The following is a 14,728-nucleotide window of genomic DNA, read 5'->3' on the forward strand; positions in this document are numbered from 1 at the left end:
TTCGTGGAACGACCACCGCTGCAGCCGATCCTGGTCGGGATCGTGTCTGCCGTCGTCGGGGTCACCAGCTCGTTCGCGGTCGTACTCGCGGGGCTCACCGCCGCCGGCGCCGATCCGGCGCAGGCGTCGTCCGGCCTGGTGGTGCTCACCGCGCTGATGGGCCTGGCCACGATCTGGCTCAGCAGACGCTCCCGCCGCCCGATCACCGTGGCCTGGTCGACCCCCGGTGCCGCGCTGCTCGCGTCGACGGGGGCGGTCGCCGGGGGCTGGCCCGCCGTGGTCGGTGCGTTCCTGGTCACCGGCGCGCTGATCGTCCTCACCGGGCTGTGGGGCCGTCTCGGGCGTCTCGTCGGCGCGATCCCGGCACCGCTGGCCCAGGCGATGCTCGCCGGCGTGCTGCTGCCGCTCTGCCTGGCGCCGGTGCGGGCACTGGCCGAACAACCGCTGCTGGTGGCGCCGATCGTCGTCGTCTGGGTGGTGCTGCAGCGGTTCGCGCCGCGCTGGGCCGCCCCCGCCGCATTCGTGCTGGCGCTCGGGATCGTCATCGCGCTCGCCGACGGCTGGTCCTGGCTGCGGCCGCCGGCGCTGGCGGTGACCGCGCCGTCGTTGTCGGTGGCGGCCGTCGTCGGGGTGGCGCTGCCGCTCTACGTCGTCACGATGGCGTCCCAGAACCTGCCGGGCGTCGCCGTGCTGGGTGCCGCGGGCTATGCGGTGCCGTGGCGGCAGGCGATGGTGGTCACCGGCACCGGGACGATGCTCGGCGCCACCGCGGGCGGACACGCGATCAACCTGGCCGCGATCACCGCTGCACTGCCCGCCTCGCCCGAGGCGCATCCGGACCCGGCCCGGCGGTGGATCGCCTCACAGTCCAACGGCGTCACCTGTCTGGTGCTGGCGCCGCTCGCGACGACGCTGGCCGCGCTGGTCGCGGCCGCACCGCCCGGGGTGGTGGAGTCCGTCGCGGGGCTGGCGCTGCTCGGGGCGTTCGCGGCCGCGGTGACCGGGGCGATGGCCGTCCCGGCCGGCGCCGAGGCCGTTCCGGTGGCCAGGGTGCCGGCGGCGATGGCGTTCCTGTTCGCCGCCGCGGGGTTCACGATCGGCGGGATTGGTTCGGCGTTCTGGGGGCTGGCGGTGGGGATCGTCCTGCACCTGGTGCTGCGCCCCGCGAGGTCTACAGGATGAACCCGAACAGCGGGCTGTCCGGCGGGATCTGCTCGATGTGCGGCGGGGCCTCCTCCATCCGCTTGAGCAACGCCGGCAGGTCCTCCGGTGATCCCAGTTCGACCCCGACCAGCGCGGGCCCGGTCTCCCGGTTCGAGCGCTTGGTGTACTCGAACAGGGTGATGTCGTCGTCCGGGCCGAGGACGTCGTCGAGGAACCGGCGCAGGGCGCCGGGTTCCTGCGGGAACTCCACCAGGAAGTAGTGCTTGCGGCCCTCGAACACCAGGGCCCGTTCGACGATGTCGGCGTAGCGGCTGACGTCGTTGTTGCCGCCGGACAGCAGACACACCGTCGTCGCGTCGCGCGGGATGTCGAGCAGGCTCAGCGCGGCAGGGGAGAGCGCGCCGGCGGGCTCGGCGATGATCCCGTCGGACTGGTAGAGCGCCAGCATCTCGACGCAGATCCGGCCCTCGGGCACGGTGACCAGCTGCACGTCCGAGTCGCGCACGACGTCGAACGTCGCCGCACCGACCTTGCGCACCGCGGCACCGTCGACGAACGGGTCCAACGCGTCCAGCTCCACCGGTTCACCGGCCGCCAGCGCCGCCGCCATGCTCGCCGCGCCGGCCGGCTCGACCCCGACGATCCGGGTCGACGGCGAGTGTTCCCGCAGGTAGGTGACGGCCCCGGCGAGCAGTCCGCCACCACCGACCGGCACCACGAGCACGTCCGGCGGGTCGGCGAGCTGACCGAGGATCTCGCGGACGATGGTGCCCTGCCCGGCCACCGTGCGCGGGTCGTCGAACGCCGGGACCTGGGTCGCCCCGGTCGACTCGGCGTCCGCGCGGGCGGCCGAGGCGGCGTCGTCGTAGGTGTTGCCGACGACCCGGATCTCGACCGCGTCGCGGCCGAGGCGGGCGACCCGGTCGCGCTTCTGGCGCGGTGTCGTCCCCGGCAGGTACACCCGTCCGCGCACGCCGAGCCGCTGGCAGGCGAACGCGACCCCCTGCGCATGGTTGCCGGCGCTCGCGCAGACGACACCGGCCGCCCGGTCGGTCTCGGGCAGCTGGGCAATCAGGTTGTACGCACCGCGGATCTTGTAGGAGCGGACCGGTTGCAGGTCCTCGCGCTTCACCCAGACCTCGCTGCCGAGCGCGTCGGACAGCCGCGGGTTGAGCTGCAGCGGGGTCGGGCCGATCACGGCGCGCAGCCGGGCCGCCGCGTCGTCGACGTCCGCGGCGCTCACCCGGGTGCCGGGCGCTGAGGAGGTGCTGGGGGTCACGGTCGACCAGCGTCTCACGCCGCCGGTGCGGGGCCCGCACCAGGGAGTGTTCAGTCCAGCCGTACGGTGCAGCGTTCGGTCTCGGCCCGCCGGTCCAGCGACTCACCGGCGTTCACCACCTGAACCAGGGAGGCTCCCGCCGCCAGCACCGCGAGCAACCCGTCGCGCAGGCCCTGCGGCGAGTCCCAGGCCAGGGTGGACAGCACCCGTGCACCCTCGCCGAGATCCAGGGCGGCGGCCCGGGCCAGCGCCGCGTCGAGCACCTCGGTGCCGGTCGCACCGTCCCAGGCGGCGGCGTCACCGGGCACCGGGTCCCACGGCACGAAGTCGTCGCCGTGCACGCGTACCTCGGTGGCGAAGTCCAGCACCCCGGTGGGGAGCCCGGTCAGCCCGCGCCCGAACGCGTCCAGCGAGAACGCCACCACGACGTCCGCGCCCGCGGCCAGTGCCGTGTCCAGCCGGGCGGCGTCGGCCAGCACCACCCCCGCCGTGGCGGGATCGCCGACCAGCTCCGCACCGCAGGACCACACCGCGAGCAGGGCCGCGGCGGTCTGCCAGTGCGCGGGCAGCAGCACCGAGACCCGGGTGCCGGGCTCGACGTCGCACTCGTCGCGCAGCAGGTTCGCGGCCTTGGCCGTCCAGTTCGCGGTGGTGGTGCCGGAGAGCTCCACCCGCTCACCGGTGGCGTCGTCGTAGTGGGTGAACAACGGGCGGGCCGCGGACGCGCCGAGCGCCGGGCCGAGCAGGGCGTCGGTGAGGTACAGGCCGGAGCCGAAGACGGTGGTCATCGCCTGCCGACGCTACCCAGCCCCGGGCCTCAGTCGATGCAGGGCACCCCGCCGGCCGAGATCGGCGGTGTGGGCGGCGCGGGTGCGGGGGACGGGCCGGATCCGGTGCCGCCCGCCCGGCCACCGCCCGTGGACGAGGACGAGCCCGCGCCGGCGTAGTCGGACCCGATCAGCACCTGGACCCGGCCCTGCCCGACGGCGTCGGACTGCTCGATCCCGATGCCGCCCAGCGCGTCGGCGACCCGCCGCGCCCCGGCGTCACCGTCGGCCTGGCTGTAGCGGACCACCGAGGTGGTCCGGTCCGGAGCGTTCCCGATCTCCCCGGGGGTGATGCCGTTCTGCCCGAGCACGCCGGCGACCCGGGCGGCGAGGCCGGTGGCGCCGGACCCGTTGGCGACGTCGGCGACGACCGGCGTCGGCGCGGGGGCGGGCTCCGGGTCCGGTTCCGGTTCCGGCCGGGTGTGCCGGGTGACGAACTCCTGGACGTCGTGCGGGTCGACGACCAGCACGTCACCGTTGCTGGTGTCGCGCGGGCCGCGGGTCGGGATCGTGAGGAAGTCCATCTGTCCGGCCGCGATCTGGGACGCCTCGTCGGCGAACCCGAGGATGTCCCAGCCGCTGTCGAGCACCACCGACGAGTGGACGACGTCGATCAGCGCGCTCAGCTTCGTCGGGTCGGTGAGCGTCCCCGACGACAGCACCTTGTTCGCCACCGCGGCCAGGAACGCCTGCTGCCGGGCGATCCGGGAGAGGTCCCCGCCGGCGAGGCCGTGCCGCTGCCGGACGAAGGCCAGCGCGTCGGCGCCGGAGATGGTCTGCGGCCCGGCGGGCAGGTCGATGCCGGAGAACGCGTCGCGGGCCGGGGCCTTGAGGCAGACCTCGACGCCGCCGATGGCCTGGGTGAGGTTGTAGAACCCGAGCAGGTTGACCTCGGCGTAGTGGTCGATGCCGAGCCCGGTCAGGTCCTGCACGGCGCCGATCAGGGCCTGCCGCCCGGCCTGTGAGGACTCCTCGTCGATCCGTCTCGGGTCGGCGACGCCGTCGGCGACCAGGCGGGCCGAGGTCTGTGCCTTGGTCTGCGGGTAGGCCGCGTTGATCTTGTTCCGGCCGAGCCCCGGGATCTGGACCTCGGAGTCGCGCGGCACGGAGAACGCCGTCGCGCTGCCGCCGTCCGCCGGGACGTGCACGACGATGATCGTGTCCGAGTTGAGTACGCCCTCCTCGGCGCCGCTGCGCAGCTCGGCCAGCACCTCGTCGGGGAGCGGATTGCCCTGCGCGTCGGTGCGGCTGTCCACTCCGACCAGCAGGATGTTCTGCTCACCACCGGCGGAACCACCGAAGATCACGTTCGTCGTGGTGATGCCACCGGTGACGTCGCGGAAGAGCGTCCAGACCGCGCCGGTCAGCAGCAGGGTCAGCACCGACATCGCGGCGACGCCGACCTGGAAGCGGTAGAGCCAGCGCCGGCCGGTGGCCGGCCCGGCAGGTGGCCGCCGGCCGGCGGGGTGGCCGTGCGGCGCGCGACGCGCACGATCGCGGGCCCGGCGGGGGTCGCCCATGCTCGCCTCCCTCGCGTCGGTCCGTCCCCGGGGACCGGCGGGGCGCACCCGGCGGGTGCGGTGGCTGCCGATCGGATCCAGGGTGCAGCATCAGGGCTCTCCCCGGGGCCGGTACGACGAGCGTGTCGGCCCGGTCGCCCGGATGTTTGATCCCGCACGGACTTGAGGGTGACGCTTCGACTCATCGCGTCGTCCCTGCTCTCAGGGTCGTCCGGGGTTCGGGACAGGGTGTCCTTCGTGGCGCGGTCGTCACTCGGTGTGATGTTCGTGGCGCGATCGTGACGCCGCCCGGGCGTCGGCCGTCCGCGCTCGCTAGCGTGCCCGGCGTGCAGTCTTCCGAGCGGACCTACGGCGACCGGGTCGCGGTCGTCACCGTCACCTACTCGCCGGGGCGCACCCTGGACACCTTCCTGGACTCGCTGGCCGGGGCGACCACCCGGGCCGGCGTGCCGGTGATCCTGGCCGACAACGGCTCGGTCGACGGGGCCCCGGAGCGGGCCGCCCGCGAGCGGGACGAGGTGCGGTTCCTGCCGATCGGCGAGAACGTCGGCTACGGGGCCGCGGCCAACCGCGGCGTCGCCGAGCTGGACGACGCCTACGGCTGGGTGGTCGTCGCGAACCCGGATCTGCAGTGGGCCCCCGGCTCGCTGGACGCGCTGCTCGCCGCCAGTGCGCGGCACCCGCGGGCGGGTGCGCTCGGCCCGCTCGTCCGGGAACCCTCCGGGGAGGTCTACCCCTCGGCGCGCGAGGTCCCGTCGCTCCTCGCAGGCGCCGGGCACGCGGCGCTCGGGCCGGTCTGGCCGGGGAACCCGTGGACCGTGGCCTACCGGCGTTCCCGCGAGGACCTCACCGAACGATCGGCGGGCTGGCTGTCCGGGTCGTGCCTGCTGCTGCGGCGCACCGCGTTCGACTCGGTCGACGGGTTCGACCCGCGCTACTTCATGTACTTCGAGGACGTCGACCTCGGGTTGCGTCTCACCGCTGCCGGATGGCGAAACGTCTACGTACCCTCGGCCGAGGTGGTGCACGTGGGCGGTGCGTCCACCGGCAAGCCGGGGGTGTCGGCGCGGATGCTCGCCGAGCACCACCGCAGTGCCTACCGGTTCCTGGCGGGACGGCACCCGGGCCCGGCCCGGGCGCCGCTCCGGATCGCCGTCCGGGCCGGGCTCGCCGTCCGCTCGCGGCTCGTGGCCCGTGCGGGCCGGTGACGGTCGGGACGACCGCCGACGAGACCACTGCCGGGCGAGACGACAGCTGACGAGAGAACACCTGAGGGGGAACCGCGTTGCAGGACGTCGAGGCGGTCGTGCTGGTCGGGGGCAAGGGCACCCGGCTGCGACCACTGACCCTGTCGGCGCCCAAGCCGATGCTGCCCACCGCGGGGGTGCCGTTCCTGGCGCACCTGCTGTCCCGGATCCGGGAGGCGGGCATCCGGCGGGCCGTGCTGGGTACGAGCTACCTGGCCGAGACCTTCGAGGAGCACTTCGGGGACGGCTCGGCGCTGGGCCTGGACCTGACCTACGTCACCGAGTCCGAGCCGCTGGGCACCGGCGGCGGGATCCGCAACGTCGCGCAGAAGCTCTCCGCCGAGCACATCATGATCTTCAACGGTGACGTGCTGGCCGGGACCGACCTGCGGGCCGTCGCGGACACCCACCGCGGATCGGGCGCCGACGTGACGCTGCACCTGGTCCGGGTGCAGAACCCGCGCGCGTTCGGCTGCGTGCCGACCGACGAGAGCGGCCGGGTGCTGGAGTTCCTGGAGAAGACCGAGGACCCGCCCACCGATCAGATCAACGCCGGCTGTTACGTGTTCCGCCGCGAGGTGATCGACACCATCCCCGAGGGGCGCCCCGTCTCGGTGGAGCGCGAGACGTTCCCGGACCTGCTGGCCTCCGGCGCACACGTGCAGGGGCACGTCGACGTCGCGTACTGGCGGGACATGGGCACCCCGGCCGACCTGGTGCACGGCTCGGCGGACCTGGTCCGCGGGGTGGCGCCGTCGGCGGCGCTGCCCGGCCCCACCGGTGAGGCGATGATCCTCGACGGTGCCGAGGTGGCCTCCGACGCGCTGGTGTTCGGCGGGTCCACCGTCGGTCGCGGCGCCCGGATCGGTTCCGGCGCGAAGATCGAGGGGTCGATGCTGTTCGACGGCGCGCAGGTCGCGGCCGGGGCGGTCGTGGAGAACTCGGTGATCGGTGCGGGCGCGGTCGTCGAGGAGGGGGCCAGCGTGCGGGACACCGTCGTCGGTGACCGCGCGGTGATCGGCGCGCACTGCGAACTGCGGCACCACCTGCGGATCTGGCCGGACGTGACGCTCCCGCCGCACGGGATCCGGTTCTCCCCCGACGTGTGAGCGTGCTCGACCGCGAGTGGCGGCCCCCGTACCCGCTCGACCTGTACGGGGTGCTGTCGCCGCTGCGCCGCGGCCGCGGTGACCCCACGTGGCGGACGGTGAGCGACGGCGCGGTGATCTGGCGGGTGAGCACCACGCCGGACGGCCCGGCCACCGTGGCCTACCGGCGTCGCACCGACGGCACGGTGCGGGCCACCGGCTGGGGTCCCGGCGCGGGCCGGGAGATCGCGCGGCTGCCCTCGCTGCTGGGTGGCGACGACGACCCGTCGGTGTTCGTCGCGCACCATCCGCTGGTCGCCGACGCCGCCCGGCGGCTGCCGGGGCTGCGCCTGGGCTCGTCCGGACGGGTGTGGGACGCCCTGCTCCCGGCGGTGCTGGAACAGAAGGTGACCGGCACCGAGGCCCGGCGGTCGTTCCGGGAGCTGGCCCGCCGGTTCGGCGATCCGGCGCCCGGGCCCACCGGGGTGGTGCCGGACGGGATGCGGGTGCCGCCCACCCCGCAGCAGGTCCGCGCGATCCCCGACTGGGAGTGGCACCGGGCCGGGGTGGACCACGCCCGGCGCTCGGCGATCCTGCACGCCGCGCTCGTCGCGCACCGGCTGGAGGGGGCCGCCGCGCTGGGCGGTGAGCCGGGGCGGGTGCTGCTGCGCCGGGTGCCCGGGATCGGGGTGTGGACCGCCGCCGAGATCGCCCAGCGGGTGTGGGGCGATCCGGACGCGGTGAGTTTCGGCGACTTCCACATCCCGGACACGGTCGGGCACGCGCTGCTCGGGCACGGCCTCGACGACGCCGGCCTGGCCGAGGTGCTCGCGCCCTACGCCGGACAGCGCCAGCGGGCGGTCCGCTACATCGAGGCGTCGGGCTTCCGGCGGCCACGGTTCGGCCCCAGGTTCTCCCCGCGCGACTACCGCGCCCTGTGACCGCCGTAGGGTCGATCCCGTGAAGGTCACCGTTCTGGTCGGCGGGGTCGGCGGGGCCCGCTTCCTGCAAGGCGTGAAGGCGGCGCTCGGCCTGCCCGCGACCGGCCCCGCGCCGCAGGGACACCCGCACGAGGTCGACGCGATCGTCAACGTCGGCGACGACATCTGGTTGCACGGCCTGCGGGTCTGTCCGGACCTGGACACCTGCATGTACACGCTCGGCGGTGGCATCGACACCGGCAAGGGCTGGGGCCGCGCGGACGAGACCTGGTCGATCGCCGAGGAGCTCGCCGCCTACGAGGCCGACCCGACCTGGTTCGGGCTCGGCGACCGCGACGTCGCCACCCACCTGGTCCGTACCCGGATGCTGCGGGCCGGCTACCCGCTCTCCCAGGTCACCGAGGCGCTCTGCCACCGCTGGCAGCCGGGCGTGCGGCTGATCCCGGCTTCCGACGACCGGGTCGAGACGCACGTGGTGATCGACAACCCGGAGCCGGCCGACGGCGAGGACGCACCGCCGCAGGTCGCCGTCCACTTCCAGGAGTGGTGGATCAAGCACCGGGCCGCGCCGAAGGCGTACCGGTTCGCCTCGGTGGGCGCCGACCAGGCGGCGATCCAGCCGGAGGCGCGGTCGGCGATCGCCGGGGCCGACGTGGTGCTGGTGGCTCCGTCGAACCCGGTGGTGAGCATCGGGACGATCGTGTCGGTGCCGGGCGTGCCGCAGGCGCTCGCCTCGACCCCGGCGCCGATCGTCGGGCTGTCCCCGATCGTGGGCGGCCGCCCGGTGCGCGGGATGGCCGACGCCTGCCTGACCGCGATCGGCGTCGAGACCAGCGCCGAGGGCGTCGGACGGCACTACGGCGGCCGCGGTGAGGGCGGGCTGCTCGACGGCTACCTGGTGCACACCGGGGACACCGCGACCGTGCCGGGTGCGACCGTCCGGGAGGTCCCGCTGCTGATGACCGACGTGGACGCGACCGCGGCGATGGCCCGCGCCGCGTTCGAGCTGGCCGGTGTGGATGTCTGAGCAGTTCGGCGACCACGCCTCCGCCGGGCTGGAGATCCGCCCGGTGCCCGGCCTGCCCGAGTTCCGTCCCGGTGACGACCTGACCGCGACGCTGGCCGGTGCGATGCCCTGGCTGCGCGACGGCGACGTCGTCGTCGTCACCAGCAAGGTGTTCTCCAAGGTGGAGGGCAGGCTGGTCCCGGCCCCCGCCGACGAACAGGAGCGCGACGCGCTGCGCCGCAGGCTGGTCGAGGCCGAGAGCGAGCGGGTGCTGGCCCGGCGCGGGAAGACGCTGATCGTCGCGGGCAAGCTCGGCATCGTGCAGGCCGCGGCCGGCATCGACGGGTCGAACGTGCGCCGCGACGAGCTGGCGCTGCTCCCCGCCGACCCGGACGCCTCGGCGGCGACGCTGCGGGCCGGGCTGCGCGAGCGGCTCGGGGTCGACGTCGGCGTGGTCGTCACCGACACCCTGGGCCGGACCTGGCGGATCGGGCAGACCGACGTCGCGATCGGCTCGGCGGGCGTCCCGGTGCTGCACCGCTACGGCGGAGCCGTCGACGCCCAGGGCAACGACCTGCTGGTCACCGAGATCGCCCTGGCCGACGAGCTGGCCGCGGCCGCCGACCTGGTCAAGGGCAAGCTCGGTGCGGTGCCGGTGGCCGTCGTCCGCGGGATGACGGTGACCGACGACGGCTCGGTCGCCCGCGACCTGGTCCGGCCCGTCGAGGACGACCTGTTCTGGCTCGGTACCGCCGAGGCGCTGGCACAGGGCCGGCAGGAGGCGGTCCTGCTGCGCCGCAGCACCCGCGACTTCGCCGACGAGCCGGTGGACACCGACGCACTGCGCCGCGCCGTCGGTGTCGCGCTGACCGCGCCCGCGCCGCACCACAGCACCCCGTTCCGGTTCGTGTGGCTGCGCGATCCCGGCCGCCGGACCGCGGTGCTGGACGCGCTGCGCGAGCGCTGGCGGGCCGACCTGGCCGCCGACGGCCGCCCGGCCGAGGAGGTCGAGCGCCGGCTCGCCCGCGGCGACCTGCTGCGCCGCGCGCCCGAGCTGCTGCTGGCCTTCCGGACCACCGACGGCATGCACCACTACGGTGATGCCCGCGACGGCGCCGAGCGGGACATGTTCACCGTGGCCGGTGGCGCCGCGGTGCAGGCGCTGCTGGTGGCGCTGGCAGCGGAGGGGCTCGCCTCCTGCTGGGTCGGCTCGACGATCTTCGCCCCGGAGGTGGCCCGCACCGAGCTGGACCTGCCCGCGGACTGGGCGGCGCTCGGTGCGGTCGCGGTCGGCGTGCCCGCCCGGCCGCTCGTCCCGCGCGAGCCGGGCGACACCGCCGAGCACCTGCTGGAGCTGTGACGATGGTGGCACCCGCGACCGCGGCCCGTGAGCTGACCGGCTGGGCCCCGCCGGACGAGGCGCAGCGCGCACTGCGCCACGCCCTGCTGGCCTTCCTGGACGCCCGGCCGGACGACGCCTGCGACCGCTCCTGCGCCCCCGGCCACCTGACCGCCTCCGCGCTCGTCCTCGACGCGGCGGGGGAGCACACCCTGCTCACCCTGCACCCGCGGGTGGGTCGCTGGATCCAGCTCGGTGGGCACTGTGAGCCCGGGGACGCGTCGCTGCGCGCGGCGGCCCTGCGCGAGGCGACCGAGGAGTCCGGGATCGAGGGTCTGCAGATCGGGGAGCAGCCGCTGCACGTCGACGTGCACCCGGTCACCTGTTCGGGTGGCCGGCCCACCCGGCATCTGGACGTGCGCTACCTGGTCCGGGCCCCGGCCGGCGCGCAGCCGCGGATCAGTGACGAGTCGCTGGACCTGCGATGGTGGCCGGTGGACGGGCTGCCCTCCGACAGCGACACGGTGCCGGCGATGGTCACCGCCGCCCGGGGCGCGGCGGCGGTCAGAGGCTCCGCCAGAAGAACAGCGCGCTGAACCCCTGCCCGGCGAGCTGGGCGTCCCCGCCGGCCAGGGAGTAGAGGATCTGGGTGCCGGCGAAGAACAGCGCGCTCACCCCGGGCACGAACAGCAGCACCCCGAGCAGCGCCAGCGGTGCCCACGGCCGGACCTTCTCCCCGAACCGCTGCGCGGGCATCGACAGGTAGGGCTCCAGTGCGCCCCACCCGTCCAGTCCGGGGACGGGCAGCATGTTGAGCACGAACGCGACGATCTGGAACAGCGCCAGTGCCGAGAGCCCGGCGGCGACCGGTCTCGGCATCCCGGGGAACAGCGCGACGGTGATGATCAGCACGATGCCGACGGCCAGGTTCGCGGCCGGGCCGGCCAGCGAGACCCCGGTCCGCCAGGCCCGCGACCGCAGCGCCCACTGGTTGATCCACACCGCGCCGCCGGGCAGCGGCAGGCCGCCGATCAGCAGGATGATCAGTGGCAGCACCAGCGACAGCCCGGGATCGGTGTAGCGGCGGATGTCGAGGGTCAGGTAGCCCTTCATCGCGACCGAGGTGTCCCCGCCCTTGTAGGCGGTGATCGCGTGCCCGAACTCGTGCAGGCACAGCGAGACCACCCAGCCGGCCAGCACGATGACGAAGACACCGGTGATCGCCAGCGCCTCCGACCCGGCCGGGACCGCGGCCGCCGCCAGCACGACCCCGAACAGGGTGACGCCGAGGAGCAGCAGGAACCACGGACTGATGCGGCGCGTCAGGGGAGGCACGTACCCATCCTCCCCAACCCGGCAAACAGACGCGCGTGGGCCTTCACTCGTTCGGCAGAGCCGGCTTGCACAGAGCGAATGTCGGCGCTGTACTTACAGCGGTGTCATTCGCCGGTGCGTTGCGGGGAGGTGGGCGAGTGGACGACGTCGAGGGGTTCATGCGGATGCTGCGGCCGGCGGAAGCCGGGCCGGGGGCCGAGCAGCCGGTCGTGGAGGATCACGACCGGGTCGCTGAAGTTCTGGATCTGAAGGGCCTGCTGGACGAGGTACCCGGGGACGAGGTGCCGGACTGGCAGGAGCGGGCGCTCTGCGCGCAGACCGACCCGGAGGCGTTCTTCCCGGAGAAGGGCGGATCCACCCGGGAGGCCAAGCGGATCTGCTCGGGCTGCGAGGTCCGGGCCGAGTGCCTGGAGTACGCGCTGGCCCAGGACGAGCGCTTCGGCATCTGGGGCGGCCTCTCCGAGCGGGAGCGACGGCGGCTGCGACGAGCAGCCGTCTGAGCAGTACCGGCCCGGGTCACCGTGAGGTGCCCGGGCCGTCGTGCATCAGTTGCCGTCCACCGCGTCCGGCTCGATGTTGAGGTACTCCGCGACCTGTTCGACCAGCACCTCGTGCACCAGGTCGGCCAGGTCCTCACCACCCGTGGCCCGGGCCTCCAGCGGACGGCGGTAGAGCACGATCCGCGCCCGGGTCGGCAGCCCCGCCGGATCCACCCCGGCCGGCACCAGATGCGCCAGCGGGACGCCCACGTCGGCGAGCACCCCGGTGCCCCAGACCACCTCGTCGGGCGAGGTCCGGTCCACGCTCGGCACGTCGTCGACGGCCAGGTCGAGATCGGCCAGCTCCGGCCCCCAGCGCGCCTCGATCGGTTCGAGGGCCTCCAGCACCTTCGCGTCGAACCGTTCGGCACGGGTGCGGAAGGCGGGCGTCGACACCGGGTACATCAGTCCGCGCAGCCCCCGGCCGCGCCGGTCCCGGCGACGTGGGGTGCGGCGGAGCAGGCGGTGGGCGGTGGGCACGGCTGCAGTCTAGGCCCCGACGCGACGGCCGTCGGCCGAGCCGGGTGCGCGTCGCAGTGCGGCGGACGCGGGCATACGGGCTATCGTCCCCCCTGTGTTGAGTGTGCGGAGATGTTCACGGACGGGCTGCACCGAGCTCGCCGTCGCCACGCTCACCTACGTCTACGCCGACTCCACCGCCGTCGTCGGGCCGCTGGCGACCCAGGCCGAACCGCACTCCTACGACCTCTGCACCGGGCACGCGCACAACCTGACCGCTCCCCGCGGCTGGGAGGTCGTCCGGTTCGAGGGCGAGTTCGCCCCGCCCCAGCACACCGGCGAGGATCTCACCGCGCTCGCCGACGCCGTCCGCGAGGCGGGCCGGGTGGACCGGCCGGTCGAGGTGGTCGCCCGGCCCGGCGGGACCGGCAGGCGGGGGCACCTGCGGGTGCTGCCGACTCCCGGAGAGGACAGCGCGGACGGGTGAACCGCCTGAGATAGGGTCAGTCGTCGTGCCCGACCTCTCGGCGATCGTGAAGGCCTACGACATCCGCGGTGTCGTCGGCGAGCAGCTCGACGAACCGACCGCCCGCGCCCTCGGCGCGGCGACCGCGCGCCTGGTCGCGGCGGACCGGGCGGTGCCCGCCGCACCCGTGCCGGACGCGGTCGTCGTCGGCCGGGACATGCGCGACAGCTCACCCGGGCTGGCGGCCGCCTTCGCCGACGGGGTCACCGCCCAGGGGTTCGACGTCGTCGACATCGGCCTGGCCAGCACCGACATGCTCTACTTCGCCTCCGGTTCGCTGGGCCTGCCGGGCGCCATGTTCACCGCCAGCCACAACCCGGCCCGCTACAACGGGATCAAGCTCTGCCGCGCAGGCGCGGTGCCGATCGGGCAGGACAGCGGGCTCGCGACCATCCGGGACGACGCCGCCCGGCTGCTCCGCGACGGGATCGAGCCGGTCGCGAACCGCGGCACGGTCCGCCGACGCGAGATGCTCGCCGGGTACGCGGACCATCTGCGTTCGCTGGTCGATCTCTCGTCGCTGGACGCGGGCCCGGAGCTGACCGTCGTCGTCGACGCCGGCAACGGGATGGGCGGGTACACCGTCCCGACCGTGTTCGACGGGCTGAACGTGCGGGTGGTCCCGCTGTACTTCGAGCTCGACGGCACCTTCCCCCACCACGAGGCGAACCCGCTGGAGCCGGCGAACCTGGTCGACCTGCAGAAGCTCGTCGTCGCCGAGGGTGCCGACCTGGGCCTGGCCTTCGACGGTGACGCCGACCGCTGCTTCGCCGTCGACGAGCGGGGCGAGGCGGTCGGCCCGAGCGCCATCACCGGCCTGGTCGCGGTGCGCGAGCTGGGGCGGGCCAGGGCAGCGGGCGAGTCCGGTGCCGCCGTCATCCACAACCTGATCACCTCCCGGGCGGTCCCGGAGCTGGTCGCCGAGCACGGTGGCCGCCCGGTCCGGACCCGGGTCGGTCACTCGTTCATCAAGCAGACGATGGCCGAGACCGGCGCGGTGTTCGGTGGTGAGCACTCGGCGCACTACTACTTCCGGGACTTCTGGCGAGCCGACTCCGGGATGCTCGCCGCGCTGCACCTGCTGGCCGCGCTGGGTGAGCACCGCAGCGCGCAGCAGGGCGGCACGCTGTCCGGCCTGATGAGTGCCTACGAGCGGTACGCCGCCTCCGGCGAGATCAATTCGACGGTCACCGACCAGGCCGCGACCCTCGCCCGGGTCGAGGCGGTCTACGGCCCGCGACCGGGGGTCGAGCTCGACCGGCTGGACGGCCTGACGGTGTCGCTGCCGGACGGGTCGTGGTTCAACCTGAGGGCGTCGAACACCGAGCCGCTGCTGCGGCTGAACGTCGAGGCACCCGACGACGCGGCGGTCCGCGGCCTGGTGGACGAGGTGCTGGCGGTCGTGCGCGCCTGAGCCGCCGCGCACCCCGGGTGACCGCCGCAGCGGGCGCCGGTACC

At 74.6% G+C, this 14,728-nt stretch carries 15 protein-coding genes; 10 read left to right on the forward strand and 5 right to left on the reverse strand.

Translation table 11 applies throughout. The annotated features are described in order from the left end of the window. The first annotated feature begins 3 nt into the window (after positions 1–3). A complete protein-coding gene (locus AB0J24_RS03885) occupies positions 4–1,182 on the forward strand; it encodes a benzoate/H(+) symporter BenE family transporter (protein ID WP_358674989.1) in 1,179 nt (392 codons plus the stop codon). On the opposite strand, the gene ilvA is transcribed toward AB0J24_RS03885, so the two are convergent. From ilvA to AB0J24_RS03900, 3 genes are all read right to left on the reverse strand, one after another. Then, positions 1,172–2,407, reverse strand: a complete 1,236-nt coding sequence (gene ilvA, locus AB0J24_RS03890) for a threonine ammonia-lyase IlvA (RefSeq protein ID WP_358675421.1) — start codon at positions 2,405–2,407, stop codon at positions 1,172–1,174. The two genes, AB0J24_RS03885 and ilvA, sit on opposite strands and share 11 nt — an antisense overlap. An 86-nt stretch (positions 2,408–2,493) precedes the next feature. Beyond that, on the reverse strand, positions 2,494–3,231 hold the full coding sequence (locus AB0J24_RS03895; protein ID WP_358674992.1) for a TIGR03089 family protein: 738 nt from the start codon (positions 3,229–3,231) through the stop codon (positions 2,494–2,496). Positions 3,232–3,260: 29 nt separating this feature from the next. After that, the gene (locus AB0J24_RS03900; RefSeq protein WP_358674995.1) at positions 3,261–4,790 is read right to left on the reverse strand and encodes an LCP family protein; all 1,530 of its coding nucleotides are present in this window, start codon (positions 4,788–4,790) and stop codon (positions 3,261–3,263) included. Between the two features lie 317 nt (positions 4,791–5,107). On the opposite strand from AB0J24_RS03900, the gene AB0J24_RS03905 reads away from it, so the two are divergent. The 6 genes from AB0J24_RS03905 to AB0J24_RS03930 all read left to right on the forward strand — a co-directional run bounded on the left by AB0J24_RS03905 (position 5,108) and on the right by AB0J24_RS03930 (position 11,007). Next, the gene (locus AB0J24_RS03905) at positions 5,108–5,998 is read left to right on the forward strand and encodes a glycosyltransferase family 2 protein (protein ID WP_358674998.1); all 891 of its coding nucleotides are present in this window, start codon (positions 5,108–5,110) and stop codon (positions 5,996–5,998) included. A gap of 77 nt (positions 5,999–6,075) precedes the next feature. Beyond that, a complete protein-coding gene (locus AB0J24_RS03910) occupies positions 6,076–7,146 on the forward strand; it encodes an NDP-sugar synthase (protein ID WP_358675001.1) in 1,071 nt (356 codons plus the stop codon). Continuing rightward, on the forward strand, positions 7,143–8,066 hold the full coding sequence (locus tag AB0J24_RS03915; RefSeq protein WP_358675003.1) for a DNA-3-methyladenine glycosylase 2 family protein: 924 nt from the start codon (positions 7,143–7,145) through the stop codon (positions 8,064–8,066). Before AB0J24_RS03910 ends, AB0J24_RS03915 begins: the two co-directional genes overlap by 4 nt. Positions 8,067–8,085: 19 nt before the next feature. Next, entirely contained in the window at positions 8,086–9,093 is a 1,008-nt protein-coding gene (gene cofD / locus AB0J24_RS03920) for a 2-phospho-L-lactate transferase (RefSeq protein WP_358675006.1), read from the forward strand. Further along, entirely contained in the window at positions 9,086–10,432 is a 1,347-nt protein-coding gene (locus tag AB0J24_RS03925) for a coenzyme F420-0:L-glutamate ligase (protein ID WP_358675009.1), read from the forward strand. Before cofD ends, AB0J24_RS03925 begins: the two co-directional genes overlap by 8 nt. 2 nt (positions 10,433–10,434) lie before the next feature. After that, positions 10,435–11,007: an NUDIX domain-containing protein gene (locus AB0J24_RS03930; protein WP_358675012.1), complete on the forward strand. Its 573-nt coding sequence runs from the start codon at positions 10,435–10,437 to the stop codon at positions 11,005–11,007. Here AB0J24_RS03930 and AB0J24_RS03935 read toward each other — a convergent pair. Further along, positions 10,976–11,746, reverse strand: coding sequence for a site-2 protease family protein (locus AB0J24_RS03935; RefSeq protein WP_358675014.1), 771 nt, complete (start codon positions 11,744–11,746; stop codon positions 10,976–10,978). The genes AB0J24_RS03930 and AB0J24_RS03935 overlap by 32 nt on opposite strands. Before the next feature lie 164 nt (positions 11,747–11,910). Here AB0J24_RS03935 and AB0J24_RS03940 point away from each other — a divergent pair, with 164 nt between their 5' ends. After that, positions 11,911–12,246: a WhiB family transcriptional regulator gene (locus AB0J24_RS03940; RefSeq protein WP_358675424.1), complete on the forward strand. Its 336-nt coding sequence runs from the start codon at positions 11,911–11,913 to the stop codon at positions 12,244–12,246. A gap of 45 nt (positions 12,247–12,291) precedes the next feature. Here AB0J24_RS03940 and AB0J24_RS03945 read toward each other — a convergent pair whose 3' ends face one another. Further along, on the reverse strand, positions 12,292–12,765 hold the full coding sequence (locus tag AB0J24_RS03945) for a metallopeptidase family protein (RefSeq protein ID WP_358675017.1): 474 nt from the start codon (positions 12,763–12,765) through the stop codon (positions 12,292–12,294). A gap of 103 nt (positions 12,766–12,868) precedes the next feature. Between AB0J24_RS03945 and AB0J24_RS03950 the strand changes: the two genes are divergently transcribed. Both AB0J24_RS03950 and AB0J24_RS03955 read left to right on the forward strand, forming a co-directional pair. Continuing rightward, complete coding sequence (locus AB0J24_RS03950; RefSeq protein WP_358675427.1) at positions 12,869–13,231, forward strand: DUF3499 domain-containing protein; 363 nt, start codon at positions 12,869–12,871, stop codon at positions 13,229–13,231. Between the two features lie 25 nt (positions 13,232–13,256). Continuing rightward, on the forward strand, positions 13,257–14,684 hold the full coding sequence (locus AB0J24_RS03955) for a phosphomannomutase/phosphoglucomutase (protein WP_358675020.1): 1,428 nt from the start codon (positions 13,257–13,259) through the stop codon (positions 14,682–14,684). Positions 14,685–14,728: the final 44 nt, after the last annotated feature.

The organism is Pseudonocardia sp. NPDC049635 (genome assembly GCF_040659795.1).
In the GTDB taxonomy this organism is placed as follows: domain Bacteria; phylum Actinomycetota; class Actinomycetes; order Mycobacteriales; family Pseudonocardiaceae; genus Pseudonocardia.

What these genes read in the sequence shown, in the direction of transcription:
- AB0J24_RS03930 (WP_358675012.1), top strand. Translation starts at nt 10,435, where the DNA reads ATGGTGGCACCCGCGACCGCGGCCCGTGAGCTGACCGGCTGGGCCCCG.
- AB0J24_RS03900 (WP_358674995.1), bottom strand. Translation starts at nt 4,790, where the DNA reads ATGGGCGACCCCCGCCGGGCCCGCGATCGTGCGCGTCGCGCGCCGCAC.
- AB0J24_RS03895 (WP_358674992.1), bottom strand. Translation starts at nt 3,231, where the DNA reads ATGACCACCGTCTTCGGCTCCGGCCTGTACCTCACCGACGCCCTGCTC.
- AB0J24_RS03940 (WP_358675424.1), top strand. Translation starts at nt 11,911, where the DNA reads ATGCTGCGGCCGGCGGAAGCCGGGCCGGGGGCCGAGCAGCCGGTCGTG.
- AB0J24_RS03925 (WP_358675009.1), top strand. Translation starts at nt 9,086, where the DNA reads ATGTCTGAGCAGTTCGGCGACCACGCCTCCGCCGGGCTGGAGATCCGC.